The organism is Thermaerobacter litoralis (assembly GCF_054654595.1).
This window is the reverse complement of record NZ_BAAIES010000003.1, coordinates 104,866-130,287: the sequence shown is the minus strand read 5'-3', so window position 1 is coordinate 130,287 and position 25,422 is coordinate 104,866. Positions and strand designations below refer to the sequence as shown.

Genomic DNA, 25,422 nt, shown 5'->3' with positions numbered 1-25,422 from the left:
CCTGCCTTGTGCGGGATGTGGGTTGTGGTCGAGAGGCTAGTTCCGCTCAACCTTTAGTCCGGTCTGCTTGATCCAATCCTGCGCCCGGCCCAGGTCAATCATCCGTTACCTGAAACATCGACATCTGTTTCAGGCAGCCGATCCTCACGGATCGACGGTGCCGGTCTTGCCCAGCGATGAGCCGGCGCCGGCTTCCTGCTTCCTCCGGGATTGCCTGCGAAGCAGGTCTTCCATCCCGTCCACACCCCCTTCACGATCGCCATAAGGCCCGCGGGTCCGCCTCGCCGACCACGGCGAACCAGGCGGTGCCGGCCACCACTTCACCCCAGACTTGAGCCCGGGATTCCTCCCAGGCGACCCGAGCCGAACGCCAGTTGCATGGCGTGCCCTGCCAGCGCGGGTGCAGGCGCGGCGGATCGCCCTCGCTCACCAGCGGCTCCGGCTCGTCGTACCAGGCAATCCGGACCGGCAGGGTGGTCCCGCCCAGTTCGTCCACGTGCTCTGCCGTCAGAGGGGTACCGGCCGCGTCCAGCAGGCTGCATCCGGCCTTGGCGGCCCGAGCAAAGAGATCGGCGAGCGACGGCACGCCCTGGGGGACGCCCGCAAGCCAGCGGACCCGATCCGTTTCGGGCCGACCGTCCAGGGAATTCTCCCAACCGCTCCATTGGTACCGCACCGCGTCGTCCCGGGTGGCGTGTAAGCTCACCCGATCGGCGGCAGTCTCGGCATCGTCCCAGGCGGCCCAGCGGCCGTCCGGAAGGCGCGTGATGTACCAGCCGACATCGCCTTCGGCGGCGACTTGTTCAGACGCGGTCAGGAGGTCATTCCAGGTCGCGTAGCCGAGATGCTGGGCAAACGCATCGTGCAGGTCCATCCCATCGAGCTCCTTTCGCAGCGCCCGCTCGACCAGGGCGGACATGGTGATGCCCTCCTGGGCGGCCCGGATCCTGAGACGACGCGCAAGCACCGGGTCCATCTTGACGAGCACGGCCTCTTTCGCCACGGCTGCCACCTCCCACGGGGGCCGACACCCGGTCGGCTATCTGGCTATCAATATATCTATATATCCCACGGCCCGCAAGCGGTCCCGCCACAGCTGCCCGCCGGGTCGACCGAGCGGGCATTTCATTTAAGGCCGCCGGGAACAACGGTTGTTTGACAGGGCCGCATGCGCTATGGTGTAATGGCGTTGACAATTGATTCCGGCCTTTGAGGGGCGGTGCCCCCGCGATCGGCGGGGCACCGCCCCTTTTGCCGTTACAGGAGGGGATGCCCGTGTCGCTGCAGGCGGATGCGCTGCCGGTGGGCGCCCGGCTGGGTGGGACGGCGGACGCGGTCCTGGCCCGGTTGCGCGAGGCCTACGAAGCGGGCCAGCGGGGGGATCGCGAGCGAGCGACCCTGCAGGCCATGGTCCAGTACATCGACCCCGACACCCGCACGATCTGGCTTGACGTGGGCGTGCCGCGCCGGCTCGCGGTGATGGGCTGGCATGAGTTTGACGCCTGGCGCGAGGTCACCGAAGAGCAGCTTGTCGGCTGGATCGGGCGGCTCATCAACTTCCGGGTCATCCAGATGTACCGGGATGAGGTGACCGGCGAGGAGTACGCGATCTGTTCGCGCAAGGCGTTCCAGCTCGAAGCCGGTCAGGACTTTTTTGTCGGTTACCGGGTCGGCGACACGATCGAAACCCGCGTGCGGGGCATTGGCGATCGGCGGGTCTACACGGAGCTCCCCGGTGGCGTGACAGGGATCATTCCCATCGCCGAGCTGGAAGACGGGTACACCGAGCGGGCGGAGGATGTGGTGGAGCGCGGCCAGGTCCTCCACTGCATGATCTTGCGGATGATGCCCGAGACGGGGCGGGCCATCCTCTCTGTCCGCCGGGCCCGGCAGATGTCCTGGGATGAGGTCACCCAGTCCTTGCGGGTCGGCGGGGTGGCCGCTGCGCAGGTCGTGGCCGTCAGGCCGGACAGCAACCGGGTCATCCTGCGGCTCAGCGTCGGTGCGCTGGCGGGGACCACCCGCCCCAATCATCTCGACCTGGCGGTGGGCGACTGGTGCCGCGTACGCATTGCCCGGATCCTGCCCGAGCGGCGGCGGATCTTCGTGCGGCTGATTGGAAAGATGCGGGAGGCGCCCGGCGAGGGCGGCGACGAGTTGCCCGTGCAGGTCTAGGGGAGGGGGCAGCGTGGACGAACTGCACTTGCCCGTGGTGGGCATCCGCCCCGACGGCCGCCTGGAGGATGCGGCACGGGCGGCGCCCGCGGCGACGGCGGCCCCGCCGGCGGAAGCGGAACGGGCGGAGGAGAGCGGCGGGCTGCGACGGCCGTTCGTCTGGCAGGACGGCTATAACTCTTGGGTGAGCGGCTTGCAGACCCGCTGGTCGGACCGGCGCCTGAAGGAGTTTCTAGAACAGGCGCCGATCGCCCGGCAAGCCGAACTGATCGTCCAATGCCTGGGCGTGTGCCATGCCCTGGCCCGGCATCAGCTCTGGCGCACCCTCTGGCCCGAGACGCGCCAGCGCAAGTCGGTCAAGCGGCTGCTCGACCGGCTGCAGGAGATCGGCGTCATCTCGCGCTGGCATTGGGGGCAGAACGGGCTCGAGGTGCCCGAATCGCATTACATGCCGGTCTATGTCCTCGGTCCGAGCGGCCGCCAGCTGCTGGACATCGTGCGCAGCTCCGTCCGGCAGCGGCCGGGCCTGGTGCGGGACACCCGGGCCGTGTTGCGGTTTCTGTGCGCCAACGAGATCTGGTCCTGGCTTGCGCGGGACCGGCGCCGGCGCCTCAAGGGATGGCAAACCGCCGCCGAAGTCACCGCGGGCGGCGAGACGCTGCTTTATGCCGCCCGGTTTGGCTGGGTCGTCGACCGGACGACGGCCTATACCGTCTTCGTCGACGTGCTCCGCGGCGCCCGCGACGTCGTCCTCTTGCCGGACCGCGTTGTGCATCTGGAGCGCTGGGCGCGGGAAGAGGTAGCGGGCGAGGCGATTCCGCTGCTCTGGCTCGTGGCCGAAACGCCCGAGCAGGCGCTTGAGGCGGAAGCTTTGCTGTGGGAACGCGGTCTGGGCAGCGATCGGGAGGACGGCATCGCCCGGGTGTGGATCGATGATGCCCAGCTCTTTTCCCGGCAGTGCCCGACGGGCCGGCTGTACATGGCGGCCGTGGAAGGGGACGCGCTGGTGGCCGTGCCTGCGGAGGTGCCGGGGCTTGACGGCGATGTCGATCCGGCGGTGACCGACCAGCTGAAAGGGTAAGGTTGCCAGTACCGAGGCCGCCATGCTATTCTGATCCAAAGGCGCTCTGAGGCGCAGGACTTCGCCGGCCCCAACGGCCGGCTGCCGCCGCGGCCGAAGCCGCGGTGACGTCCACGGCCTCGGGGCGTTTTGACTTTTTTAAGGGGGTGCGGAAGATGAACGTCGTGGTCCTCGTGGGTCGCCTGGTGCGCGACCCCGAGCTACGGTACACGCCCGGCGGGGTCGCGGTCGCGACCTTTACCCTGGCCGTCGACCGGCCCTTCACCAACCAGCAGGGCGAGCGCGAGGCGGATTTCATTGACATCGTGGCCTGGCGTGGCCAGGCCGAGGCGTGTGCGAACCATCTGAGTAAGGGCCGGCTCGTGTCGGTGCGGGGCCGGCTGCAGGTGCGCAGCTATGAGACTCAGGACGGCCAGCGCCGGCGCGTGACCGAGGTGGTGGCCGATGACGTCCGGTTCCTCGACCGACCGCCCCGGGAGGCTTCGGTGGCGCCGGTACCGGCCGGCGATCTGCCCGCCGACGTCCCCGATGTGTTTGGGGACGCCGGCGACGAAGTCCCCTTCTGATGATGGGCGGCCGGGTCTAGCGCCCGGCCGCCTTTTTTGTTAAAGTGGCCTTACACAGGTGATCTGAACAAGACTTGCAAAAGAACGAACCGTCGCGGGGGTTGCCGCATTGCGGCAACCCCCTTTTTGAGTTTAGGGGGTGAAAACGCGATGGCGATACCCGAGGCCGTGCGCGAGGCGATCCGGGAGATGCCAGCCGACCTGCGCCAGCACAGCCGGGCGGTGGCGGCGCTGGCTGCGCAGCTGGCCCGGCGCGGCGGGCTCAACCCGCGCCAGGCCGCGCTGGCCGGTTACCTGCACGACATCGGCAAGATGCGGATCCACCTCGAACTGTGGTCGTCATCGCGGCGGTTGAGCGTGCTGGATCGGGAGGTGATCCGGGCGCACCCCTCGGTCGGCGCCGTCTTTTTGGCGGAGGCGGGCCTCGAGGATTCGGTGGTGATCCGGGCCGTGCAGGAGCATCACGAGCGCGTAGACGGCGTGGGTTATCCCTTTGGCCGGCAGGGTGCGCAGCTAAGCCCCCTGGGCCGGTTGCTCGCCGTCGCCGATGCCTTCGTGGCCCTGAGCGAGCCGCGACCGTGGCGGCCGGGGAAGTCGGCCGCGGCAGCCCTGCGGCTGATGGCGGCGGGGGATGCCGGCGGGGCGCTCGATCCGTACTGGCTCGATCTTTTGCCGGAGCTGGTGGAGGAGGCGGAGGCGCGTGATGATCGTGCGACTGGTCTACGACCTGGGGCTTGGGGCCTGGCGGCTGGAGCGTCCTGACGGCGATGGGGCGGGCGCACGGCGCCTGGAGATCGTCTGGACCGTTGACGCCGAGCGGCTCCGCCGGGAGCTGGCGGTGGTGCCGGCCGGAAGCAGCAGCGAGATCACAGTGGGCGTCAAGATCCCGCGGGATTTGCTCGCCGTGGCGTTCCAGAGCTGACAGAGGCCTGACAGCAGATTCCAGGACGCAAGAATTGCACCCAGTTGCAGTGCTATAATGCAAGCACGATTTGGCAACGGTGGTGCAGGTGGTACCAGCGCGCCGAGGAGGTGATGGGCGTGACGGTCAACGGGCGGTGGGTCGTGCTGGCCGGCGGCCCTCGGGGTGTGATCGGCACGGCCGATACCCTGCAGGAGGCCGAGGCACTGGCGGAGGCGACCACGGAGCGGGTGGGCATCCGGATGCGGGTACAACCCAACCCCGTGGCGGTTGCCCGGGCCCTGGGTGTGGAGGATCCGGACTTTGCGCGCCAGCTCCGGATGGCGTTGAAGCTGGACGGCGCAGGGCTGCTCCGGCGCTAGCGTGCGGAAGGAAGATCGTACGGCGTGAATGGGGGGACGACGCAGCGGCCAAAGGGGGCGATCGCGATGGCGAGGAAGGTGAACCGGAAGGCGACGAAGGCGATCATGCAGCCCGGTCAGGTGGCCGATCTCAGCACCTGGACGATTTCGAGCCATGCGCTTTGCCAGGCCGCACGGCGCATGGGCACGTCGCTCGAAGAGGCGCTGCACTGGCTCCGGGCCCACATGACGGCCGTGCGGTGCATCGATGCCCGTGAGGCGGCCGAGCGATTGGGAACGCAACCGGAGATCCAGCGGGCCCTTGCACGGGCCCATGCCCGCCGGCGGGGCATCCTGCAGCGCTATGTCCTGCTTACCGAGGAACCTCAGCCTGTCATCGGCGTGGTGCTGCCGGACGAGAAGCTTTTGGTGACCGTGCTGGTCCCGGGGCGGATGCTGCCTCTGGTGCGGGGCCCGCGGATGGAGCTTTTGCAGGCGGCCGCCCGGTTCGAGCGGCTGGGAGCGTGAGGGTCTTGCATCCCGCAGCCCACCGCGGCGCAGCCCTCGAGGCCCAGCTGGCCCAAAGCCTTGCGGTGTATCGTACCCGGGGGGAGGCCCTGATCCTCAAAATTCCGACGGCGTGGGTACCGGTCCGGGATCCCCGCTCCCGGCAGGACGCGCTGGCCGAGGCCCTTGGCCTGGCGGGCCGGCCGATCCGGGGGGTCCGGCCGGCCGGCGAACCCGCCGTCGATTTTTTCGGCGTGTTTCGGGAAGCGAGCGGTGCCTGGCGACCGGTCGCCTTTGACGCCAAGAGCACAAGGCGGGCGAGTTGGCCGCTGGATCACCTGCCGCCTGTGCAGGCACGGTTCTTGGAGGATGCCGACCGCATGGGGATCGCGGCGGGGCTGGTACTGGAGTTTGTCCGGGACGGGGCCGTGGTCTGGCTGCCCTGGCGCGCTGTGGCCGCGGCCGTGGCCCGGCGCCGTGCCGGCGGGCGGGCCAGCATCAGCCGGGCGGAGGCCGAATCCTGGGGGACTCGCTTACAGTCTGGGCAAGGCGTGAGTCTCGATCTGCTCGCCGCTCTTCGGCTGGGAATGGATCGCGCCGCGGCCGGGGAGCGGGCAATCTGCTTGCGGTCAGCGACCTTCGGTGAGCGTCTCCCGGATCATTGCCATGGCAGCGCGGCATCGGAGGGGCCGGGCCATTGTAGACGACACCATCCGTGACGCCCGGCTTTCCGTTCACGGAGAACTAGCCGGACGGCTTCGGCGGCATCGGCCTTGCCAGGGCCGGATCGGTGATCCCAAACGCGGCCCGATCGGAGCCGTAAACCTGGACGTTCTTGCTGTGCTTCGGGACGAATGCGGGCACACTGGCACAACACTGTGATAAAATACCAAGCAAGGGACATTCGTCCCTGAAGGAGGTGGTGGCCATGGCGGAGGCTTTGTGGGAGGGGAATTGGTGGGAGCAGATGGAACCGCCGCCGGAGCCGGAACCGGTCGCATCGCCCCGGGCGGGGCAGGGGGCGGTGCACCGGCCGGCGGTGGCGGGACCGCGCAACACGGTGCGGCCGCACCCCGCGACGGCGGAACGGCCGTCCGCCCCGGCCGCCGCGCCGGCTGGTATGCGGCCGGTCGCCGTGTCGGGAACCGCCTCTGCTGTGGCCACAACCGCCCGGCCCCAACCCGCGAAGACGGCCCGGGCGCCGCGGGCGGCGCCGGGAGGGGTCCGGCCGTCATGGCCCCAGATCGTGCGGATCTTTACGGCCAGTCGCTTGCTTGACATTCAGTCCAGGCTGCGGACGGACGGGGAGTGGAAGGCGTCAAAGATTCTGTGGATCGTGGGGACCCATGGCGGCACCGCGCCGTCGACCCAGCTGTACGCCTACTGCGATCCCGTCGTGGCGCTCGACGTGGCCGACTCGATCCTGCAGGGCACCTTCGCCACACGCTATCCGGCCGGACGCCAAGCGCTGCGGATCTTCGGAGGCTCGCCGCAGGGCGACGACGGGCCCATCGCCCGGGTGCTCACGCTGGCCTATGACGGGTCGAAGCAGAATCCCTACATCTTCAGCGTGGCCCATTACCGCGGCCGGGTCGAAAGCAACGGCCGCATCAGCCCGGTGGCCGAGCAGAAGCTGGGCGAGGTGTCGATCCTGATGGGTGAGGCGGAGGCCCGGAAGGTGGCCTACCATCTGCGGGCGTACATCGTGCCCTGGATGGAGGCGATGGCGCTGCAGGAGATTCGGCAGGCAGCGACTGCCTAAAGTTTCGGTAGGTGCTGGGAGGTCCAAAAACGAAGGAGAGACCTCACCAGGTTGTCCCACGGGGGACAACGGTTCACCCCGCTCAAGGTGGAGGTGAGGTCTCTCATGTGGGTATTTCGCCAACTGTTTGAGATCACCTTGCGGCTGGCCCAGGTGGTGGAGAAGGCGCTTCGGGAGGCGCCGGACTTTCGGGCGCTGGAATACGAGGTGGCCCAGGGGACGCAGGATGCGGCCCGGCAGCTTCTGGCCACGGCGCTAGAGGCGCTGGATCAGCAGCTGATGGAGCAGCGGGATCGGCAGCGGTGGAAGTCGGTGAACCGGCAGGCACGTAGCCTGCTGACGTGGTTTGGGGAGATCCGGTGGGAGCGGCGGTATTACAAGGACCGGCACAGCGGGGAGCGGCGGTTTTTGCTCGATGAGATGCTGGGGCTGGAGCCGCGCCAGCGGTACTCCCCCCTGGTGCGGGAGTTGGGGACGGAGCTGTGCACCCAGGTGCCGTTTGGGGCCGCGGCGGCATGGCTGGAGCGGGTGACGTGCGGGAGCGTGCGGCTGAGCCCGATGGCCCTGTGGGCGGACGTCCAGGCGGCTGGGGCCCTCGCGGACCGGGAGGCCAAAGCGCAGCGGAACGCGGTTTTTGATCGGGGCGACGTTCCGGCCGGGCGCCGGGCCGCGGCGGCCGTGGACATGGAGTTTGACGAGTTGCTCGTCCGGGGCCGCCGTCGTGGGCCGGATGGGAAGAAAGAGCGGATCGCGCTGATGCATGCCGTGGCGTATGAGGGCAAGGCGACCGATGCGCGCGGGCGGACGGTGCTGAAGAACCGGCGGGTGCACGTGACGGTGGGTGAAGGGACGGCGTCCATCGAGGAGGCGCTGGCGGCCTTTGCAGGGGAGTGGGATTGGTCGCGGGTCGGCCAGTGCACGGTGGGGGGCGACGGGGCACCGTGGATCCGCAAGGTGCTGGAGTACCTTCCGCGGGCTTCGTATCGCCTCGATCCGTTCCACCTGAAACGGGCCATGCGGCGGGGGCTGCGGCACGACGCGGAAGCCCACCAGCAGCTGGCGGAGGCCCTGACCGAGGGCAAGCCGTGGGCCGAGGTGGAGGCGATCCTGAAAGCCGCTGCCCGGCGGGCGCGGGGCGAAGCGCGCGAGCGTGTCCAAGAACTGAAGCAGTACTTGAAGAACCACTGGGACGGCATCGTCGCGAACCCGGAAGCCCGGCGGCTGGGCGCGATCGAGGCGGAGAACTATCACGTGCTCGCTCGGCGGATGAAGCGGCGCGGGGCAGCGTGGAGCGAGCGAGGGGCCCGGCACCTGGCCCGCCTGTTGGCGGCTCGAGCGAACAACGAACTCGACCGCTTTACCCGGCCGGCCTGGCGTCGGCGCCATGGGGGGCCCGCCCCGTCGGCGCCCCAACGCGCGGTCCTCCGCCACCCGCCGTCCCTGGCGGAACTCGAAGAGGCTGCCACGTGGCTGCGAGCCCGGATTCCGGCGCTCTACGGGCCGCACTCGGACCGAGAGTGGGTGCGGGTGCTCCGCCGCCTGGCAAGCCCCTCTGTGGCATAACGGAGAAACCGACCGGGGGATCCGCCTATCGAAGCTTGACGCGGTCGCAGGCAGCGGCCCGGCTTGACAGCCGTGACCGTGGCGCGATAGCCTGAGGACAAGAACGACCCGGACCCGGTGCCGGGCAAACCGGCACCCGCTCGGACGCGACCGCTCAAGCGGCCGTCTTTCCCTCGGTGGAAAGGCGGCCGCTTTGTCTTTTGGCGGGGGCGCCGGGCAATGCGGGTCCGCCGGAAGGAGGCGGCTGCAATGGACGAAGCGAGGGTGCTGGCCGGTCCGGCCCGAAACGGCCGGACCCGGACTGGCGAGCGGTTCGGAGGCCTGCCCACGGAGATGGGCTGGAAGATCTTCTTGGATCGCTACGCGCAGAAGGATCCGGAGCGGGCGTTTGAGCCCGGCGACCTTGTCGTGTTGCCCGTCGTGGAGGACCGGAAGTGGTCCCAGAAGGAGATCGGCCGGGTCCTTGCGGTGCGTGGCGAAACGGTGCTCGCCGAAATCCTCACGGGGCCGGAGCGGGGCCGGGCGGCCGAATTTCGCACCATGGCTTGCGACCGGCCCGTGGAGACGGCCTTTGCCCAGGTGGCCCAGCGCGTGGCCCGCGCCATTGCGGCGGTTGAACCTGACGAGGCACGCCGCCGGCGGTGGGAGGGCGAGTTTGCGCGGGTGCTCGGCGAATTCCGGTTCGTCCCCGGCGGGCGCATCCTGGCGGGAGCGGGGACGGGGTCCGAACTCACCCTGTACAACTGCTACGTGATCCCGTCGCCCCATGACAGCCGACAGGGCATCGTCGAGACCCTGGGCCAGATGATGGAGATCATGGCCCGGGGCGGCGGCGTCGGCATCAACGTCTCAAGCCTGCGACCCTTCCGGGCGCCGGTGCGGAGCGTCAACGGCCGAAGCTCCGGCGCGGTCTCGTGGATGGAGATCTACTCCTACGCCACGGGGCTCATCGAGCAGGCCGGGGCACGGCGCGGCGCCTTGATGCTGCAACTTGACTGCCGGCATCCCGATCTGTTGGAGTTCCTGTACGCCAAGCGGAATGCCGGCCGGGTCGAAAACGCCAACATCTCGGTCCGGGTGACGGACGCCTTCATGGAGGCGGTCCGGGAGGACCGGGAGTGGACGTTGTGGTTCCCCGACACGACCCACCCGGACTATGACCGGCTCTGGCGGGGGGACTTCGACGACTGGGAGCGGCGCGGGTTGCCGAAGGTCGTCTACGCCACCCATCCGGCGCGGGCGATCTGGCGGGCGATCTGCGAGTCCGCCTGGGCGTCGGCGGAGCCGGGGGTGGTGTTCGTCGACCGGGTGGAGGCGGAATCGAACGCCTGGTATCTCCACCGTCTTCCGTGCTCCAACCCCTGCGGCGAACAGATGCTGCCCGAATGGGGCGTCTGCTGCCTCGGGCACGTCCACCTTGGCCGGCACTACGACGCCGGGCGGAACGACGTGGACTGGGAGGCGCTGCGCCAGACGGTGCGGGTGGCCGTCCGGTTCCTCGACAACGTCATCGACGCCACACCGTATTTTCTGCGGGAGAACGAGCGGGTCCAGAAGGGCGAGCGGCGGATCGGGCTGGGCACCCTGGGCCTGGCGGAGCTGCTCATCCGCCTTGGCATCCGCTACGGCTCGGAGGAGGCGGTAGCCTTCTGCGACCGGCTCTACCGCTTCATCGCCGAGGAGGCGTACCGGGCCAGTATCGAGCTGGCCCAGGAAAAAGGCCCGTTCCCCCTATGCGATCCCGAAAAGCACGCGGCGAGCGGGTTTGTGCGGCGGCTGCCCGACGCGATCCAGGAAGGGATCCTGGCGCACGGCATCCGCAACGTCACCCTGCTCACGCAGGCGCCCACCGGTACGGTGGGGACGATGCTTGATACCTCCACGGGGATCGAGCCGTTCTTCGCCTTCCGGTACAAGCGCCGCTCCCGCCTGGGCGAGGCCGAGCAGGAAGTCCGCCTGGTCCAAGAGTGGCGGGAACAGCACCCCGGCGAGGAGCTGCCCGACCACTTCGTCACCGCCATGCAGCTGACGCCGGAAGAGCACGTGCGGATGCAGGCGGCGATCCAGAAGTGGGTCGACGCCTCCATTTCCAAGACCGTCAACTGCCCGGCGGACTGGACGGTGGAGGACACCGAGCGGCTGTACCGGCTGGCCTACGAGCTGGGCTGCAAGGGGATCACCATTTACCGCGACGGCAGCCGCTCGGAGCAGGTCCTCACGACCGACGACGGCAAGGCGGGCCGTCCGGACGGAGCGGAGAAGAAGCCCCGTCAGGCGAGCCCGGCCGGGACGGAGCCCTTCGGCCAGCGCCGGCCGCACCCGCGACCGCCGGCCCGGAAGGGGCAGACCATCGAGCGGCCCACGCCGCTGGGCACGGCCCACGTGACGGTCAACGCCTGGCAGGATCCCGTCTCCGGCTACCACGGGCCGATGGAGGTCTACATCGCCGTCGGCAAGGCGGGGTCCGAGGTCCAGGCCATGGCCGAGGCCCTGGGCCGGGTTGTATCGGTCGCCTTGCAGTCGGGCGTTGACCCCCGGGTCATTGCCCGGCAGCTGCTGGGCATCGGGGGGTCGAGCCCCGTCGGCTTTGGCCCAAGCCGTGTCCGCTCCGTGCCGGACGCGGTGGGCCAGGTGCTGGCGTCGGTCCTTGAGGCCGCAGAGCAGCCGTTGCCGGAGGGGGCCAGCCCCCCGCCGGGACCAGCTGCCGAAGCCGAGGCGGTGGACCTCTGTCCCCAGTGCGGCGCCCCCTCCCTGGTTCACCAGGAGGGGTGCGTGAAGTGTGCGGAATGTGGCTACTCGCGCTGCTGACCGGCGGCGGGGGCGGCGAAATCAATGCCGCCCCCGCCGTTCGCTTTTTTATCCGGCCGAGCGGCCGCGCAGCCGCTGGTAGAAGTCGCCGGGGACGTGACGGTGACCGAAGCCGAGGATCTCGGTGGAATCGTCATGCCGGCGGTAGACGATCCGCAAGTCGGCACGCGCACCCTTTTGCTGTGGCTGGCTTTGGAAGGCGTGCCGCCGCCATCCCTTAAGCCGCCCCTGCAGCGGCTTGCCCGGATGGCGGCGATGCACGACCGTCAACTGGTGGAGGATGACGGCGAGCACCCTGGCGTGCTCCTCGGGGTCGGGGAAGGCCTGTTCTAAGGCCTTGAGGTCGTGCCAGACGTCTTCCGCGTTGATGAGCAGGCCGTCGAGCTGAGCGAGCTGTTCAACGAACCGGCGATTGTTGCGGCGGTGGGAGGGGGCAGCCAGCGCTTACTCCTCCTCCGCAAGGAGCGCACGGAGCCGCTCCGCCTCGCTTCTTACCGGTCGCCGCGCATGGCCGAGCCGCTCTCCCCAGAGCTGCTCAATCTCCAGTTGTTCGAGCCGCTCTTCGAGGTCGGCCACGTACGCTTCGAGGCGCTGGAGCGCCTCCCAGGCCGTCTTGCTCAGCAGCACGCCGACCACCTCGTTGCGGTGGGCGACCCGCAACTTGCCCCGCCGGGCGAGCTTGGCGCGCCATTCCGCGGACCGCAGCTCGGTGAGCGTGACCTGCTCATCGAGGTCAAAGCCGCTCCGAATCTCCTCGCGCAGCGTCTCTAGCGGCATGTCCCGCTCACCTCCCATTGTCTTACTGCACCTCCAGTCTAGCGATCCTGCCCCAAGATCGTCAATTCAACTGTCGTTACATTGCCACTTTGTTGTCATTCCTATGCCGGCCGGGTCGGCTGTATGCCGCGTGCGAGAGGCCGGCTGCCGTTTTGTGCGCGGAGGCGGCCTTGCTGGGGCGGGGGACGGCGTGTTAGCCTGAAGCTAACAGGCGATGGGGCCACCACGGGATCCCGAGGTTGCGGCCCGTTGGCTCCGGCCTCGTAGCCGTTTGCCGTTTGAAGCAACACCGTCGCCTTTGAGGGGCGTCCGGACCGGTCTTGTGGCCGGTACGGGCGCCCTGTGGCATTTTGGGGGGAATCCTGTGCGCCTTGTGCTCCTCAAGCTCCGGGCGCGGTGGCTTGGCCAGCTGAACCGGCTGGCGCGCACGATCCCGTGGCCCATCACGATGGTCACCGGCTATGCCCTGGTGATCCTGGCTCTGCTGGCCCTGGCCTGGCCGCACCTGTGGATCCTGCATGGCGGCTGGGGGCCCTGGTGGTTCTTCTTGCTCGCAACGCTCGGGGGCGTTTGCTGGACACTGCTGCTGTTGTCGGGCCTGGCCAACGTGGGCCGGGGGCGGATCGCGGCAGGCGGTGTGCTGGCTGCCGTGCCCTTGTGGTTCTGGGCGTGGGTCGAGTGGACCCTGGCCGGTACCCTGACCCGCTGGGTGCTCGCCACCCCGGTCGAATCCTTCGCGCACCCCAACTGGCCCATGGATGCCTATGCCCATGGCCTGCTGGCCGACTGGTTTTTGTGGCCTGCACGGGTCGGCGCGGCCCTGAGCCTGTGGGGCGGGGTGGTCCTCTACCGGCGCCGCAACCTGGCTGCGGTGGACCTGCACCGGGTGATGGCCGAAACGGGCCGGCTCGCACCGGGCGATGTCGTCATCGGCTATGACGAGACCACGGGCAATGAGATCATCCTGCGCGAAAAGGACCGCACGATGCACATGCTCGTCCTCGGCCCGCCCGGCACCGGCAAGACCGCCGGCGTGCTCGCGCCCATGGCGGCGCAGGATCTGTCCCAGCCGGACATCGGGGTGACGATCATCGAGCCGAAGGGCGACTGGGTCCACGCCTTCGGCAACATGCCCGGGGCCTTGGAGATCGCCCGCTACCACGGCCGCGAGGTGTACCTGCTGGATCCGACCGATCCCCATTCCGATGCCATCAATCCGCTTGCGGGGCCGGTCGACGTCGTCGCGGCCGTCAACGCGGCGGCGCTGGAGGCGACGCAGGAATCGGGCGAGGAATACTTCCGGCAGATGGCGCGGACCGTGTTCGGCAACGTCATCAAACTGCTCAAGTACCTTGAGGTGATGCACCCGAACAAGGAGGAGTTCGGCAACCCCACCTATCTGGAGGTAGCCAAGGCCCTCAACGACAACCAGTACCTGGAGTATCTGGTCCGGGAGCTGGCCGCGGCCATTGGGGCGGACCTCGTGCTGCCGAGTCCCGACGAGGTCCAGGGGCGGAACCAGCGGGCCCAGCTGCGGCCACGGTTGCACCTCGCCGGGCCGCTCGCCAATGAGCCCGTGGGACGGCTTTTGGCGTGGTTCGTCAACGACTATCTGGCGCCCGAAACCCGGGAGTCCTTCCGTACCCACGCGCTGGGTCTGCGCCTGTACGTCGAGCAGCTGTTTTCCCACGAGGGCTTCTTGCGCCTGTTCGTCCCGGACGGGCGGCGGCGCGTCGTCGACCTCGACCGGCACCTCGAGCAGGCCAGTGTCCTTCTGGTCAACACGTCCCGCGGCGAGGCGCCGCTCCTGTCCCGGCTGCTCGGCACGCTGGTGAGCCTGCACCTTTCCTATGCCGTCCAGCGCCGCAAGGGGCCGGAGTTCCAGTCGGGCAAGCGCAAGACCCCCTTGCACGTCCTCTACATGGACGAGTTCGCCAGCTACGTCAACGAAGAGTTCGCCGCCTTTTTGGAGCAGGCTCGCGGCTATAACTTCGCTGCGGTCCTCGGCACCCAGTCCCTCGCGGATTTCGAGCGCGTGGGGAAGTACTTCCGGGCCCAGATGCTCGGCACGATCCGGAACTACGTCGTTTACGGCGGCATCGCCGTGCCCGATGCGAAATACTTCTCGGACAGCTTCGGCACGGCACCCCAACTCGAGGAATCGGAATCCGAAACCCGCCGCTATGACGGCGCGACCCTGGGGCCCGACCAGAGCACCGTTTCGGTCTCCCGGCGATGGGTGGAGCGGCCGCGGTTTAGTATTCGGGATTTGCGGGAGTTGCCGCCGAACACCTTCGTGTACCAGATTCTGCAGAACCGCGCGCTGCTGGAGGCCCGGCGGGGCAAGGCAAAGATGATCGACGCGGCCGACTACCCGGGATGGGAAAAGCTTGTGCGCCGGACGGATGGGGCCGGACAGGAGGACACAGGGGAGTCCCCGGCACAGGTGCCGGCGGCTCACGATCCGCAGCCGGCGTTAGCGATGGAGGACGCGGCGGAGGATCTGTTCCTCCCGGTCGGCGCTGCGGCGCCGGATGCAGCCGGCGACACGCGGGGCCCCGGTCTTGATGCGGGGGCATCGCCGCGACCTGCACCGAAGACCGTTGCCGGGCCGCGCGGGCCGGTCATCCGCGCCCCGGTCCGCCGCTTGCCGCCGCGGCGCTAGGACTTGGCAGCGTGCGAAAACCTGTGGCATACTGGGTGCAAACGCCCCTGTGGCGACCTCGGGGCCCTGCCCAAGCGGGTCCCGGGCGCAGCCGCTCAAGCGGCTCGCGAACCGTCGCCACGGGGGCGTTTTGTATTTTTTCGGCCCCCGGGGCCGACAGGGAGGGGGATCAGATGCCGAGAGGATTGCCGGAGCCGCTACAGGCGGCCCGGTACTGGCTCGCCCGGCGGCGGCCCTACCTGGCGGCCGCGCTGTGGGCGCTCGTTCCGGTCGAAACGGAGGCCTGTCGCTGCCCCATCTCCGGGCAGCCGACGATGGCCTCGGACCGGTGGTGGCGGCTCTACTACCACCCGGAGGTCGTCGGCCGCTACGAGGTGGAGGATCTGGGTCGGATCCTCTACCACGAGATCGCTCACCTGCTCCGGGACCACGCCACCCAGACCCTCGCGCTGGGTGCGGACCCGACCCTGGCCAACCTCGCGCAGGATCTGGCGATCAACCAGGACCTGCGCGAGGACGACGGGATGCACCCCTCGCAGGGGGTTTTCCCGGACCAGTTCGGCCTGCCGCGCGGGCTCACCTGGGTCGAGTATTACGAGCGGCTCAGGCCGCCCGCCGGCAACGGGGCGGGCAAGGACCCGCAGCGGTCGGGTGTGCCTCAAGAGCGTCCCGGCAGTGTGGGGGATGAGCCCGGTCGCGGCCTGTGCGGATCGGCCGCCCACGGCCAGCGTATGCCGTGGGAGGCTGAAGGGCCGGACCCTTCCGAAGGGCCGGAGGGGAGCCGGATGCCGGAAGGCCGGGGCGCCGTCGATGGCGAGCTCATCCGCCGGGCCGTGGCGGAGGCCATCCGCCGGGCGGCGCCGGGCACTGTGCCCGGGGCCTGGGTGCGGTGGGCGGACGAAGTGGGCCGGGTGCGCGTCGAGTGGCGGCGCGTGCTGGCGGCCGCCGTTCGCCACGGTATCGCCCAGGCCCGCATGCGGGCGGATTACACCTGGCAGCGGCCCAACCGCCGCCAGGCTGTGATTCGCCCGGCTGTTCTCCCGGGCATGACCGCGCCGGTCCCCCGGATCACCGTGGTGATCGACACCTCGGGGTCCATGGGGGAGGCGGATCTCGGCGTGGCCATGGCGGCCGTCCGCGACCTGCTTCAGGTCGCGGCGCAGGGCGGAGCGATCACCGTGATCCCCTGCGATGCGGCGGCCGGACCGGCCCAGCGGGTCTTTTCCGCCAAGTCGATCCGGCTCGTTGGCGGCGGGGGGACCAACATGGGCGAAGGCCTGGCGCGGGCGGTGGAAACGCAGCCGGACGTCATCGTCGTGATGACGGACGGCCTGACGCCCTGGCCGGATGAGGCGCCGCCCGTTCCGGTCGCCATCGCCCTGATCGGCGATGCAGACGTCGAAACACCCGCCTGGGCCCGGACGGTCGTCCGGATCCAGGCCAAGGAGGGGAGAGGATGAGCGGTGGGTACGGTACGCCGGCGGCCTGGGAGCCGCCGGCCTCGCTCTCCGAGGAAGAACGGCGGATCCTTGGCGTCCTCTGGGAGCGTATCCCGGAGGACGTCAAGTTTCAGACTGAGGCCGGCCTGACGGTCGCGCCGCGGGCCGTGGCGGAAGATCGCGCCCGGCGGGCGTTCGGACCCTTCCGCTACGGTCTTCGGCTCCGCGAGGTCCAGGAGGTGTTCGAGCCCGGTGGCCGCCTGGCCGGGATCCGGGTCCTCGCCACCTTCTGGGCGCGGCTTCAGGGAGGCCCGCTGTACCAGAACGACGTGGTCGGCTGGTACAGCTGGGACCAGCGCCCCGGCGAAGCCTTCGCCGAGGCCTACAACCGCGCTGTTAAGGCGGCGCGGGGCGATGCGCTCAAGCAGGGCCTCTTTGCCCTGGGGTTCGGCTGGGACCTGCGGGGCAACGGCACGGACGAAGCGGCGGGGAACGGGGCGCCGGCGCGGCGGTCCGAGGAGCGCGAGGCGTGGCCCTACGAAGTCGTTGTGACGGACTTTGCGGTCCGGCGCCCGGGGGCGCAGCCCACCTTGTTCTACCGCCACCCGGCCCGTAACGGCCAGACGGTCACGAGCTGCACCGCCCGGATCGTCTGCCGCGAGCCGGAAGAGTCGGTCATCGAGGGTGCCGAGCTGATCTTTTTCGGTGCCACCCTGGATCTGGCCGACGGGCTTCGCGTCGGCCAGACGCTCCGGGCCCGGGGCCTTCTCAAAAAGGGGGCCTGGCTCTACGTCCACGCGGCAGAGGTCGTGGACGAGGGGTCGGGCCCCACGTTCCGAGAAGTTGCGGCGTCCCGGCCGGCCGTCTCCTGACGGCCGGCCGGGCCTTTCGAGGGGGGACGAACAATGGGAGCCGTGGCGTTGCGGGAGCGGGTCCCCATGGTGCGGGTCAGCCGCTCCCGGCCCTGCCCGGTGTGCGGTAAGCCCAAGGGTTGCGGGGTGGCGGAGTACGATCGGGTCCTGGTTGTCCACTGCGTCCGCATCGGCCAGGGCGCCGTCCGGCAGACCGCGACGGGTTGGGTGCATCATCTCCCCCGGGAGGAGGGGGCCCTGCCTCGCTGGCAGCCTGTGCGGCCGCCGGCGGAGCGAGCGCCCCTGGCGCCGCTTGCCCGGCGGATCGCCGTGTACGAGGCCATGCTCGAGATCCTGCGTCTTTCCGGCCGTCATCGGGAGCACCTTGTCACGGTCCGGGGGCTGCATGACGCGGCGATCGCCGCCCACGGGTTCCGCTCGCTTCCCGCCGGGATCGAGCGGCAGCGACTCGTGCGCCGGCTCCGTGACCGCTTCGGGCCCGAGGGGGTCAAGGGCGTCCCGGGATTCTGGCGGCCGGACACGGCGGGCGGCTGGCAGCTGGCGGGCCTGTCCGGGCTTGTGATCCCGATCCGGACCGTGCGGGGCCGGGTGTACGCCTTGCAGGTTCGGCCCGATCATCCGGGTGAGAGCGGGGCGAAATACTGCCTTGTCTCCTCGGGCCACCGCCCCAACGGTGCCTCCTCGGGCACGCCGTATCACATGGCGTGGCCGGGCGGCCGGCCACAGGCGCAGGCGGCGGACGTCATTTTGACGGAGGGGCCGCTCAAGGCGATCGTCATTGCCGAGCGGACGGGCCTTCCCGTCATGGCGGCCACCTCCGCCTACACCTGGCGGCCGTGCCTGGAGCCGCTGCGGCGGCTCGGTCCCCGTCGGGTGCTCCTCGCCTGGGACAACGACTGGCGCACGAATCCGGCGGTGGCCCGGCAGCTTGCGGCGCTGGCCCGGGCGTTAGAAGCGATGGGGCTTCAGCCCGCGCGGCTTGCGTGGGATGAGGCCTATAAGGGGCTTGACGACTATCTGCTCGCGGGGGCCCGGACGGTGCACTAACCGTCCGGGTCGACCCCTTCGCCATGGGCCGACACGACCTGACAGGGACTGGATGCACAAGGACCCGGCTGCGCTTCGCAAAGGGCGTTTCCCTCTCCAATATTCCCTTCCTTCGCTCATGTCCCGTCTCCCTTTGAATGGATTTTGGGACTTGCACCGACTTGGTGATGTATCCCATCATTGAGATAACATCCATTGGTTTCCCTAACGACGAGGAGGTGGTGTCTCGGACGGAAGGGCGTTTTGTGTTGGGGTTTGGGGCAGGGTACCAGCACGGGGCAAAGACGGGGCAAAGACGTTGAAGTCCTTCGGGTGCTGCGGTGCACTAGGGCAGAGAGGTGCACCCTGGGGGGAGTCCGATGACCCTGAACCAACGCGTTCTGCAAAGACGTCCTTCGGCGGTCCTCGCAGAAGGACCGCTCACCTACCTGCATGCGCGCTATACCAATGGCCGGCAGGAGTGGCTGCGCCGCTACGAATGGGTGGACCCGACGCAACTGCTCCTGTTCGACCACAAGTACGGTAGCAGCATACGGTTCCGCCCGCGGGAGATGCCGTTGGATCGCCTCTCTTTGCAGTGGATCGAGCCGGTGATCGCCCGCGTCGACACCGCAACCCTCCATATCGTTCTCACCGACGAGGAATCGGTAATACGGCTGTTTGTCCAAGGAAGTGTGGTGGGGGTATGAGGCGGGGGGATCGTTATCGCTATATTCCGCCGCACCCGCGGCGGATCGTTGAAGAAGTACAGCGGCTCCACCGCGCCCTGTGTGGCAGCACCTTGGGGCGGGGGCAGATGCTTTTGAGCTTCCAGGGTACGAGCGGCCGGCAGGGTCGGCAGGTCCGGATGAACTTTCGTTTGGGAGACACCCTGGGCGACCTCGCCGCCGCGCCGTCCGAGCCGGATTGGGCCGGCTTGGAGCAAGCCGCGGCTGCGCTGTGTGAAAGCATCCAGCGCTCCGGCGATACGGCCACCGTGCTGGACGTCATTCTCGATGCTCGGGGGCCGCTGTCCTGGTCGTACCAGCCTGGCGAGGTGATTGCCGGCGGCCGGGCGCCTCTTGCCCCACCGGGCCGGGCCGGGTAGAATCAGGACCAGAACAATGCACGTGCGCCTTGAGGGCGATGTGGGCCGTTGCGGCCCCATCGCCCTTTTGCATTTCGCGGGCGCACGGGATGAAGGGGTGACGCCTTGGATGGCACGTCAGATGCGCCAGGCCTGGAAGGGGCTTGTACGGCGCGGTCGCGGGGCCCGCGTGGCCGCCAGAATCGCGTGGGCTGCCGCATGGGTGGCGCTCTGGACACAGCACGCCGCCGCAGCAGCTCGGGACAGGGCGGTTAGTTCGGCCACGTTCGATGCGCTCTATCAGGCCGTTCGGGACTACGTCAACCTCTTCCTCGGCTTCGTGGGTATCGTCGCGGTGGCGATGATGATCTACGGCGGCGTGGTGATGATGACGTCCGGCACCAACGAGCGCAAGTACGAATCCGGCAAGCAAGTGCTTATCAAGGCAGGTATCGGCGCCGTCATTGCCTGGTCGGCCTACTACTTTGCGGGACTGCTCAAGGGCTTTGCCGACAAGCTGTGATCGTTTCGCGGCCAGGGAGTGAGGTCACCAATGGATGCGACCCGCGCTTATCCCGTGCCGCTTGACCTCCGGCGGGACGAGCACGCCGTCAACCTGTTCGGGCTCTTCCCGATCACGTTCCGGCAGCTGGCCTACGTCGTGGGCGGGCTGGCGCCGGGCATCGTGGCGGCCTGGCTGGCCAATGGCGTCTGGCAGTGGCTTTTGGGCACGTTGCTGTGGCTTTTGCTGTTGCCGCCAGCGTTCGCCCTGGCCATCTTCCCTGCTGGATGGGGCCCCTTGCCGGGGCCCCGCGATCGCTATTCGAGCGTGCAGGAAGAGCCCCTGCGGCTGGACGAGTGGTTGCTCATCTACTGGGACTGGCGCCGCTGCCGGAAGGTGCTCCCCTTCCCGTGGCGGCGGAGTCCTAAGGGTGCTGAAGGAGGCCGTCGCTAAGTGCTGCCTTTGGTGATGCTCGGTCTCGTCGGCGGCATGCTGCTGCTGGTGGTGTTGACGGGCCGGAACCGCCATCACCCGGCCCGCAAGGCCCGGGATGCCGCAACGGCCCAGGATTTTATTGCCCTGGAGGGCATCCGGCGCCAGATGCTTTGCGTCGGCCCGGGCCGCTATCGCGCCGTCGTCGAGGTCGAGCCGACCAACGTGGGGCTGCTGGACGTACAGGAGGTCAATGCGATGCTCGCCAAGTGGCGATCCCTCCTCATGGCCCTCCGGCACCCCATCCAAATCTATATCGGCTCGCAGCGGCTCGATCCGCAGGAGGTCGTCGCCGCCCTCGACGCCCGCATGCCGTATCTGACCGGCAACCGGCGGGTCTATGCGGAGACCCTGCGGGCACAGCTTTGGGCGTACACCGCGGCGGACGCGCTTTTGGTCAAGCGCTGTTACATCGTCGTGGTCTGGGACGAGGCCCGTGTTGGCCCCGTCCTGGCCGGCACGGCGGAGGACATGGCTGCTCGCGACCTCGGCATCTGGTGCCGGACCATCATGGACGCCTTCCGCGGTATGGGCCTTCGTGCGCGGCGGCTTGACGACGAAGAGTTGGCCCAGTTGCTCTATGCCGCCTGGCTGCGGGACCGGGCCCGTTTCACCTCGCTCCGCGACCTATCGACTTACCAGCCCGAGGCGCTGTGGGTGACGGGAGCGCCGCTGCACCCCGATACGGTGCCCCTTGCCCCGGGCCAGGTCCTCCGGCCCGTGTTCGATGCACCCCACACCGCCCCGCAGGAGGAGGTGGCCGCTGAGGATGTCGCTCTTCCGACGCGCTAAGCGTCCGGGACCGGTTCAAGGCCGCCGGCCGGACAAGGCAAAGACAACTCCCGACGCGACGGCTCTTCCCGTAGCACCTGCGGCGGCGGAGGGGCCGGATCTGCGCGCGAATGCGCCGAACCTGCTCGATCTGCTTACGCCGGATATTGTGGACCGGTCGTCCCCGCGGCATGTGAAGATCGGCCAGTATTACGCGCAGACCCACCAGATCATCGGCTGGCCGCGCTATTTGCAGTTTGGCTGGTTTAATGCGTGGTTGCAGCTGCCATATGACGTGGATGTCGCGATCCATGTCGAGCCGTACGAGGGACGGGTCGCCCGGGATGCCCTGGGGCGGCAGCAGGTGCGGCTCACCCAGCGGCTCCGCGCCGAGATCGAATCGGGGGAACTCAAGGAGCGCGAGCTTTTGCAGCAGGCCCTCGAGGAGATCCAATCCCTCCGGCACGGTATTCAGGGGGGGCACACCAACCTGTACGCTGTCTCCCTCCTGGCGACGCTGTATGCCCGCCAACCGGAGATGCTGGAGGGGGCGATGGAACAGCTTATCAAGGACATCGAGCGGGCCGGGTTCTTTGGCCGGATCGCCGAGGCGCTGCATGATCTCGGGGCGCTGGCCACGATGCCCCAGGGCATTCTGCCCGACCGGCTGGCGCGCCGGCGCAATCTTGACGCCGATGCGCTGGCGACGCTGTTCCCGTTCGTCGCGGCCGACCTCGTGCACCCCGAAGGGGTCTACTTCGGCATCAACCTCGCCACGGGTGCGCCGCTTCTGTACGACCAGTTTGACCGGAGCCTGGCCAACCACAACGTCCTGATCTATGCCGAATCCGGAGCGGGCAAATCGACGCAGGTCAAAACCGCCCTGATTGGGCGGCCCCTCCTGCTTGGCCGCTCGGTGGTCGTGCTCGACCCCGAGGGCGAGTACCGCACGATGGCCCGGGAGCTTGGCGGGACGTTCATCGAGCTGGGCCGCTCGGATGCCGTCATCAACCCCTTTGACGTCTCGCCCGAGGTTGACGAGGCTACCGGCCAGCAGCGGGTCGATTTGGAGAGCAAGATCCTCGACATTGTGGGGCTCATTGAGGCGATGGCGGCCGGGATGGAGCTCACACCCGTGCAAAAAGGCCATCTGGAGCATCTGGTTGGAGAGCTTTATGCACGTTTTGGGATCACAGAAGATCCCGCAAGCCTCACTCGGCCGGCGACCGTGGAAGACGGTCTCGTCGTCAGCCCCGACGGTCGGGTACGAAAGCCGATGCCGACCCTCAGCGACCTGTACGAGCTGATGCAAGAGCGCATGGCCGAGGATGAGCATCTCAGCGCCGTGCTCCGGCCGGTGGCCGACATCGTGGGTCGCTACCGGCGGGACCACCCGAGCGCCCGCTGGCTTGACGGTCAGACGACGGTACCGATCGAAGAGTCCGATTTCGTCGTCTTCAGCCTCTATTGGCTTGGCGATCGCGACTGGTCCCAAAAGGCCCTGGCCCTTTATGTGGCCCTGACGTGGGTGTGGGAGCGTTTCCTTAAGCGGCCTCGCCAGTCCCACAAGGTTTGCGTGGTCGACGAGGCGTGGCAGCTGGCAGACCATCCGCGGACCTTCGCTTTCTTGGAGCGGGTCGTGCGAAGGTGCCGGAAGCGGGATGCCGGCCTGGTGGTTATTGCCCAGGACGCCTGGCGCTTTTTGGGCGAGCGGGCGGGCGAGGCGATCCACAACAACTGTGCAACCTGGATCTTCTTGCGGCAGGGCCGATCGAATCTCGACGTGCTACGTGAAAAGTTCCACCTGCCCTCCGGGGTGCTGCAGCAGCTCGGCCAGCTTGAGCGGGGTTCCGGCATTCTCGTGTGCGGCGGCCGGCCCTACCTGTTTCGGAATGAGGTGACCCCCTATGAGGCGTCGTGGGCGTTTACCTCGCGGTCCGCATAGGGCCCTGCGATGGGTCTTTGGCGGTATTGCGGTGCTGACCGTGCTCGGCGCCGTGCTGGCCGGATGGGTCGTGCCGGCCGGCGCCCAAACGGGCAGTACCATTTCAACACCCTATACGCCGCCCGACATGCCCTCAGACTGTCCCGAAGCCCAACAGTACGATCCCAACAACCCCTTTGACCCGGAAGGGCTTTGCCAGGAACCCTCGTTAATGGCCCGGGCCCTGGCGGGGATGCTGAATTGGCTGTACCAGGCGCTTGCAATGCTGGTGCGCAACATCGATACGCAGCACACGGTCTTCGGGTGCCGGGACCCCAAGGGTGGCTGCATCGCGCTGAGCGACGGGGTCTGGGAGGTTTTTGGCGTCGCCAGCTGGGAGACCTACGACGATGTCATCACGTCCTGGCAGTGGACCGCCCGCACCCTGGGGACGGCGATGTTTCTGATTGCCGTGGTGTGGGTCGCTTACGAGTACATGTTCTCCGGGCTCAATCCGGACAGCCGGGTGTCGCTTTCCGAGCGGATCCAGTGGATGATCTTTGCCGTTGTGATGATGGCACTGGCGCCGGTGCTCGTCGGCATGGCGCTTAAAATCAACCTGACCCTGGTCCGTCTTTTTGCCGAAAAGGCGGGTGTGTTCTCGCTGCAGACCGCCGTGACCGAGGCGTTGGCTCGCGGCCAGGTTCAAATGACGATCGGTGTGCCCCTGGCGCTGTTCGCCACGATCTTCCTGCGTCTGGCACTCCACATCACGTATCTCACCCGGTCGTGGGTCGTGTCCATCCTTTGGGGGCTTGCACCGCTCCTGGGCGGTGCCATGCTCCTTGTTCCTAAGCTCCGCGGCGTGGTGGGCCAGTACTGGCGACTTCTGCTCGGCGAGATCTTCATGCAGTCGATCCACGCTTTGCTGCTGAGCTTTCTGTTTACGTGGCTTGGACGTGTCTCGTCGATTGACCCCTTGCTGATCTTCTCGTTGGTATTCGGTGTCTGGATGTTCTCGTCCGCCCTACGCGGCGTACTCTTTGGCCCGGGCACCGGCATCGCGCAAGCGGTGGGGATCGGGTCGGCGGTCGCGGCCACCGCCTTTGCCATCAATGCCTATCGCAACGTTAGCTCGACCGTTCGCGGTGTGGCAGGTGCCACCGCCGGTGCGATGTTTCGGGGCCGTGGCGGCGTGGCCGGGGCCGATGGCACCGGCCCGATTGGGCAAGATGTGGCCGGAGCACCTTCCGGAACCAGTGCAAGCCAGGCATCCGGCGAGGTGTTGCGCTCGCCGCTGCCGACCCAGTCCGTGGAGCGCTGGCGACAGCTAGGCTCCACCATCGGGCGGCTGGCCTTTGGGACGGCGGCGGGCATCGCTGGTGCGGCGCTTGGGGCCAGCATCGGCGATCATCGCATCGGTGAATCGGTTGGCCGCATCGGCGCCGACGTGGGCGAGCGGATTGGGCACGCGGCCGCAGGGGGTATGCTCGGCGGAGTTGCGGGTGCGCAACAGACCGTTCGGGCGATGCGCCAGACATACGGGGCGCTCAAAAGCGCCGTGTCGGACCTCTCCACGGCAGACCGGCTGCAGCTGGCCACGGCTGCCGTCGGCGGAGCGCCAGCGGCCTTTGCCCAGACTCGCGAGGGCGTCCGGCTCGCAGCCACCCAGTTGGGTGCGACGGTTGGCTATGGCATCGGTGGGCGTGTGGGGGCATGGCTCGGCGGTCACCTGGGCGGTTGGGCGGCCGCCGGCCTGTCCCGCATGCCCGGCAACACGATCCCGTCCGTTGCCGAGGCCGCAGAGGCGGGAGCCGATCTTTCGATTCAGCCCCTCTCGCAGGTATTCAGCCAGATGAAGCCTGGTGATGAGCTGTTCGTACAGGCTTCCCACCACGGGGCCTTTGCCGAGCTTCGCTCAACGGACGGCTCGGTGCGACCCGTGCTGCTCAAGGGCGGCGATCCGAGCTTGCCGCGCCATGGCGTGGTTCAGGGCGTACGGTACCAGCTTACGGAGATCCTGCCGGGCCGGCATGCACCGGTGGAACGCGGCCGGTTCGGTTACGCTCCGCACACCGTCGCCCGGCCATCGCGGAACCCGGTGCCGCCCGGCATGGATGCACATTACCACAACGGCTGATC

The 25,422-nt window shown here is 68.5% G+C and carries 25 protein-coding genes; 23 read left to right on the top strand and 2 right to left on the bottom strand.

Going from position 1 to position 25,422, the window contains the following annotated elements; genetic code table 11:
* Positions 1-250 precede the first annotated feature (250 nt).
* Positions 251-1,003 carry a hypothetical protein gene (locus tag ACYQ02_RS01820; RefSeq protein WP_460038733.1) on the bottom strand — a complete coding sequence of 251 codons (753 nt, stop codon included), beginning with the start codon at positions 1,001-1,003 and terminating at the stop codon, positions 251-253.
* A 272-nt stretch (positions 1,004-1,275) separates the two neighbouring features.
* Between ACYQ02_RS01820 and ACYQ02_RS01815 the strand changes: the two genes are divergently transcribed.
* The 12 genes from ACYQ02_RS01815 to ACYQ02_RS01760 all read left to right on the top strand — a co-directional run bounded on the left by ACYQ02_RS01815 (position 1,276) and on the right by ACYQ02_RS01760 (position 12,058).
* On the top strand, positions 1,276-2,175 hold the full coding sequence (locus ACYQ02_RS01815) for a S1 RNA-binding domain-containing protein (RefSeq protein WP_460038732.1): 900 nt from the start codon (positions 1,276-1,278) through the stop codon (positions 2,173-2,175).
* A gap of 13 nt (positions 2,176-2,188) precedes the next feature.
* A complete protein-coding gene (locus tag ACYQ02_RS01810; RefSeq protein WP_460038731.1) occupies positions 2,189-3,256 on the top strand; it encodes a replication-relaxation family protein in 1,068 nt (355 codons plus the stop codon).
* A 155-nt stretch (positions 3,257-3,411) separates the two neighbouring features.
* The gene (locus tag ACYQ02_RS01805; RefSeq protein ID WP_460038730.1) at positions 3,412-3,822 is read left to right on the top strand and encodes a single-stranded DNA-binding protein; all 411 of its coding nucleotides are present in this window, start codon (positions 3,412-3,414) and stop codon (positions 3,820-3,822) included.
* Positions 3,823-3,972: 150 nt separating this feature from the next.
* Positions 3,973-4,584 carry an HD-GYP domain-containing protein gene (locus tag ACYQ02_RS01800; RefSeq protein ID WP_460038729.1) on the top strand — a complete coding sequence of 204 codons (612 nt, stop codon included), beginning with the start codon at positions 3,973-3,975 and terminating at the stop codon, positions 4,582-4,584.
* Positions 4,523-4,744 (top strand): hypothetical protein, encoded by a 222-nt coding sequence (locus ACYQ02_RS01795; protein ID WP_460038728.1) that lies wholly within the window; start codon positions 4,523-4,525, stop codon positions 4,742-4,744. The genes ACYQ02_RS01800 and ACYQ02_RS01795 overlap by 62 nt, the downstream gene beginning before the upstream one ends.
* A 119-nt stretch (positions 4,745-4,863) precedes the next feature.
* The gene (locus ACYQ02_RS01790) at positions 4,864-5,106 is read left to right on the top strand and encodes a hypothetical protein (protein ID WP_460038727.1); all 243 of its coding nucleotides are present in this window, start codon (positions 4,864-4,866) and stop codon (positions 5,104-5,106) included.
* Between the two features lie 66 nt (positions 5,107-5,172).
* A complete protein-coding gene (locus ACYQ02_RS01785; protein WP_460038726.1) occupies positions 5,173-5,613 on the top strand; it encodes a hypothetical protein in 441 nt (146 codons plus the stop codon).
* A gap of 5 nt (positions 5,614-5,618) precedes the next feature.
* Positions 5,619-6,311, top strand: coding sequence for a Holliday junction resolvase RecU (locus ACYQ02_RS01780; protein WP_460038725.1), 693 nt, complete (start codon positions 5,619-5,621; stop codon positions 6,309-6,311).
* A 209-nt stretch (positions 6,312-6,520) separates the two neighbouring features.
* Positions 6,521-7,354: a hypothetical protein gene (locus tag ACYQ02_RS01775; protein ID WP_460038724.1), complete on the top strand. Its 834-nt coding sequence runs from the start codon at positions 6,521-6,523 to the stop codon at positions 7,352-7,354.
* A 105-nt stretch (positions 7,355-7,459) separates the two neighbouring features.
* On the top strand, positions 7,460-8,917 hold the full coding sequence (locus ACYQ02_RS01770) for an ISLre2 family transposase (protein WP_460038723.1): 1,458 nt from the start codon (positions 7,460-7,462) through the stop codon (positions 8,915-8,917).
* Between the two features lie 249 nt (positions 8,918-9,166).
* Positions 9,167-11,725: an adenosylcobalamin-dependent ribonucleoside-diphosphate reductase gene (locus ACYQ02_RS01765; protein WP_460038722.1), complete on the top strand. Its 2,559-nt coding sequence runs from the start codon at positions 9,167-9,169 to the stop codon at positions 11,723-11,725.
* 96 nt (positions 11,726-11,821) lie between these two features.
* Positions 11,822-12,058, top strand: coding sequence for a hypothetical protein (locus tag ACYQ02_RS01760; protein ID WP_460038721.1), 237 nt, complete (start codon positions 11,822-11,824; stop codon positions 12,056-12,058).
* Positions 12,059-12,169: 111 nt separating this feature from the next.
* Here ACYQ02_RS01760 and ACYQ02_RS01755 read toward each other — a convergent pair whose 3' ends face one another.
* Positions 12,170-12,502, bottom strand: a complete 333-nt coding sequence (locus ACYQ02_RS01755; RefSeq protein ID WP_460038720.1) for a hypothetical protein — start codon at positions 12,500-12,502, stop codon at positions 12,170-12,172.
* Positions 12,503-12,866: 364 nt separating this feature from the next.
* Here ACYQ02_RS01755 and ACYQ02_RS01750 point away from each other — a divergent pair, with 364 nt between their 5' ends.
* The 11 genes from ACYQ02_RS01750 to ACYQ02_RS01700 all read left to right on the top strand — a co-directional run bounded on the left by ACYQ02_RS01750 (position 12,867) and on the right by ACYQ02_RS01700 (position 25,420).
* A complete protein-coding gene (locus ACYQ02_RS01750; protein WP_460038719.1) occupies positions 12,867-15,167 on the top strand; it encodes a type IV secretory system conjugative DNA transfer family protein in 2,301 nt (766 codons plus the stop codon).
* A 173-nt stretch (positions 15,168-15,340) separates the two neighbouring features.
* Positions 15,341-16,627 (top strand): vWA domain-containing protein, encoded by a 1,287-nt coding sequence (locus tag ACYQ02_RS01745; RefSeq protein WP_460038718.1) that lies wholly within the window; start codon positions 15,341-15,343, stop codon positions 16,625-16,627.
* On the top strand, positions 16,624-17,478 hold the full coding sequence (locus ACYQ02_RS01740) for a hypothetical protein (protein WP_460038717.1): 855 nt from the start codon (positions 16,624-16,626) through the stop codon (positions 17,476-17,478). The genes ACYQ02_RS01745 and ACYQ02_RS01740 overlap by 4 nt, the downstream gene beginning before the upstream one ends.
* A 33-nt stretch (positions 17,479-17,511) precedes the next feature.
* The gene (locus ACYQ02_RS01735) at positions 17,512-18,525 is read left to right on the top strand and encodes a primase/helicase family protein (RefSeq protein ID WP_460038716.1); all 1,014 of its coding nucleotides are present in this window, start codon (positions 17,512-17,514) and stop codon (positions 18,523-18,525) included.
* A 359-nt stretch (positions 18,526-18,884) separates the two neighbouring features.
* Positions 18,885-19,214 (top strand): hypothetical protein, encoded by a 330-nt coding sequence (locus tag ACYQ02_RS01730; protein ID WP_460038715.1) that lies wholly within the window; start codon positions 18,885-18,887, stop codon positions 19,212-19,214.
* 107 nt (positions 19,215-19,321) lie between these two features.
* Positions 19,322-19,612 (top strand): hypothetical protein, encoded by a 291-nt coding sequence (locus ACYQ02_RS01725; RefSeq protein ID WP_460038714.1) that lies wholly within the window; start codon positions 19,322-19,324, stop codon positions 19,610-19,612.
* A gap of 109 nt (positions 19,613-19,721) precedes the next feature.
* The gene (locus ACYQ02_RS01720; RefSeq protein ID WP_460038713.1) at positions 19,722-20,114 is read left to right on the top strand and encodes a pilin; all 393 of its coding nucleotides are present in this window, start codon (positions 19,722-19,724) and stop codon (positions 20,112-20,114) included.
* Between the two features lie 30 nt (positions 20,115-20,144).
* Positions 20,145-20,546: a PrgI family mobile element protein gene (locus tag ACYQ02_RS01715; RefSeq protein WP_460038712.1), complete on the top strand. Its 402-nt coding sequence runs from the start codon at positions 20,145-20,147 to the stop codon at positions 20,544-20,546.
* Complete coding sequence (locus ACYQ02_RS01710) at positions 20,547-21,377, top strand: TraC-like domain-containing protein (protein WP_460038711.1); 831 nt, start codon at positions 20,547-20,549, stop codon at positions 21,375-21,377. It abuts the gene before it with no gap.
* A complete protein-coding gene (locus tag ACYQ02_RS01705) occupies positions 21,355-23,301 on the top strand; it encodes a VirB4 family type IV secretion system protein (protein ID WP_460038710.1) in 1,947 nt (648 codons plus the stop codon). Before ACYQ02_RS01710 ends, ACYQ02_RS01705 begins: the two co-directional genes overlap by 23 nt.
* A 31-nt stretch (positions 23,302-23,332) precedes the next feature.
* Positions 23,333-25,420: a hypothetical protein gene (locus ACYQ02_RS01700; protein WP_460038709.1), complete on the top strand. Its 2,088-nt coding sequence runs from the start codon at positions 23,333-23,335 to the stop codon at positions 25,418-25,420.
* Positions 25,421-25,422 lie beyond the last annotated feature (2 nt).

Excerpts from the sequence above, each read along its gene's own strand:
- ACYQ02_RS01805 (WP_460038730.1), top strand. The coding sequence starts at position 3,412 with ATGAACGTCGTGGTCCTCGTGGGTCGCCTGGTGCGCGACCCCGAGCTA.
- ACYQ02_RS01800 (WP_460038729.1), top strand. The coding sequence starts at position 3,973 with ATGGCGATACCCGAGGCCGTGCGCGAGGCGATCCGGGAGATGCCAGCC.
- ACYQ02_RS01785 (WP_460038726.1), top strand. The coding sequence starts at position 5,173 with ATGGCGAGGAAGGTGAACCGGAAGGCGACGAAGGCGATCATGCAGCCC.
- ACYQ02_RS01775 (WP_460038724.1), top strand. The coding sequence starts at position 6,521 with ATGGCGGAGGCTTTGTGGGAGGGGAATTGGTGGGAGCAGATGGAACCG.
- ACYQ02_RS01770 (WP_460038723.1), top strand. The coding sequence starts at position 7,460 with ATGTGGGTATTTCGCCAACTGTTTGAGATCACCTTGCGGCTGGCCCAG.
- ACYQ02_RS01765 (WP_460038722.1), top strand. The coding sequence starts at position 9,167 with ATGGACGAAGCGAGGGTGCTGGCCGGTCCGGCCCGAAACGGCCGGACC.
- ACYQ02_RS01755 (WP_460038720.1), bottom strand. The coding sequence starts at position 12,502 with ATGCCGCTAGAGACGCTGCGCGAGGAGATTCGGAGCGGCTTTGACCTC.
- ACYQ02_RS01745 (WP_460038718.1), top strand. The coding sequence starts at position 15,341 with ATGCCGAGAGGATTGCCGGAGCCGCTACAGGCGGCCCGGTACTGGCTC.
- ACYQ02_RS01740 (WP_460038717.1), top strand. The coding sequence starts at position 16,624 with ATGAGCGGTGGGTACGGTACGCCGGCGGCCTGGGAGCCGCCGGCCTCG.
- ACYQ02_RS01735 (WP_460038716.1), top strand. The coding sequence starts at position 17,512 with ATGGGAGCCGTGGCGTTGCGGGAGCGGGTCCCCATGGTGCGGGTCAGC.
- ACYQ02_RS01730 (WP_460038715.1), top strand. The coding sequence starts at position 18,885 with ATGACCCTGAACCAACGCGTTCTGCAAAGACGTCCTTCGGCGGTCCTC.
- ACYQ02_RS01725 (WP_460038714.1), top strand. The coding sequence starts at position 19,322 with ATGCTTTTGAGCTTCCAGGGTACGAGCGGCCGGCAGGGTCGGCAGGTC.
- ACYQ02_RS01720 (WP_460038713.1), top strand. The coding sequence starts at position 19,722 with ATGGCACGTCAGATGCGCCAGGCCTGGAAGGGGCTTGTACGGCGCGGT.
- ACYQ02_RS01715 (WP_460038712.1), top strand. The coding sequence starts at position 20,145 with ATGGATGCGACCCGCGCTTATCCCGTGCCGCTTGACCTCCGGCGGGAC.
- ACYQ02_RS01705 (WP_460038710.1), top strand. The coding sequence starts at position 21,355 with ATGTCGCTCTTCCGACGCGCTAAGCGTCCGGGACCGGTTCAAGGCCGC.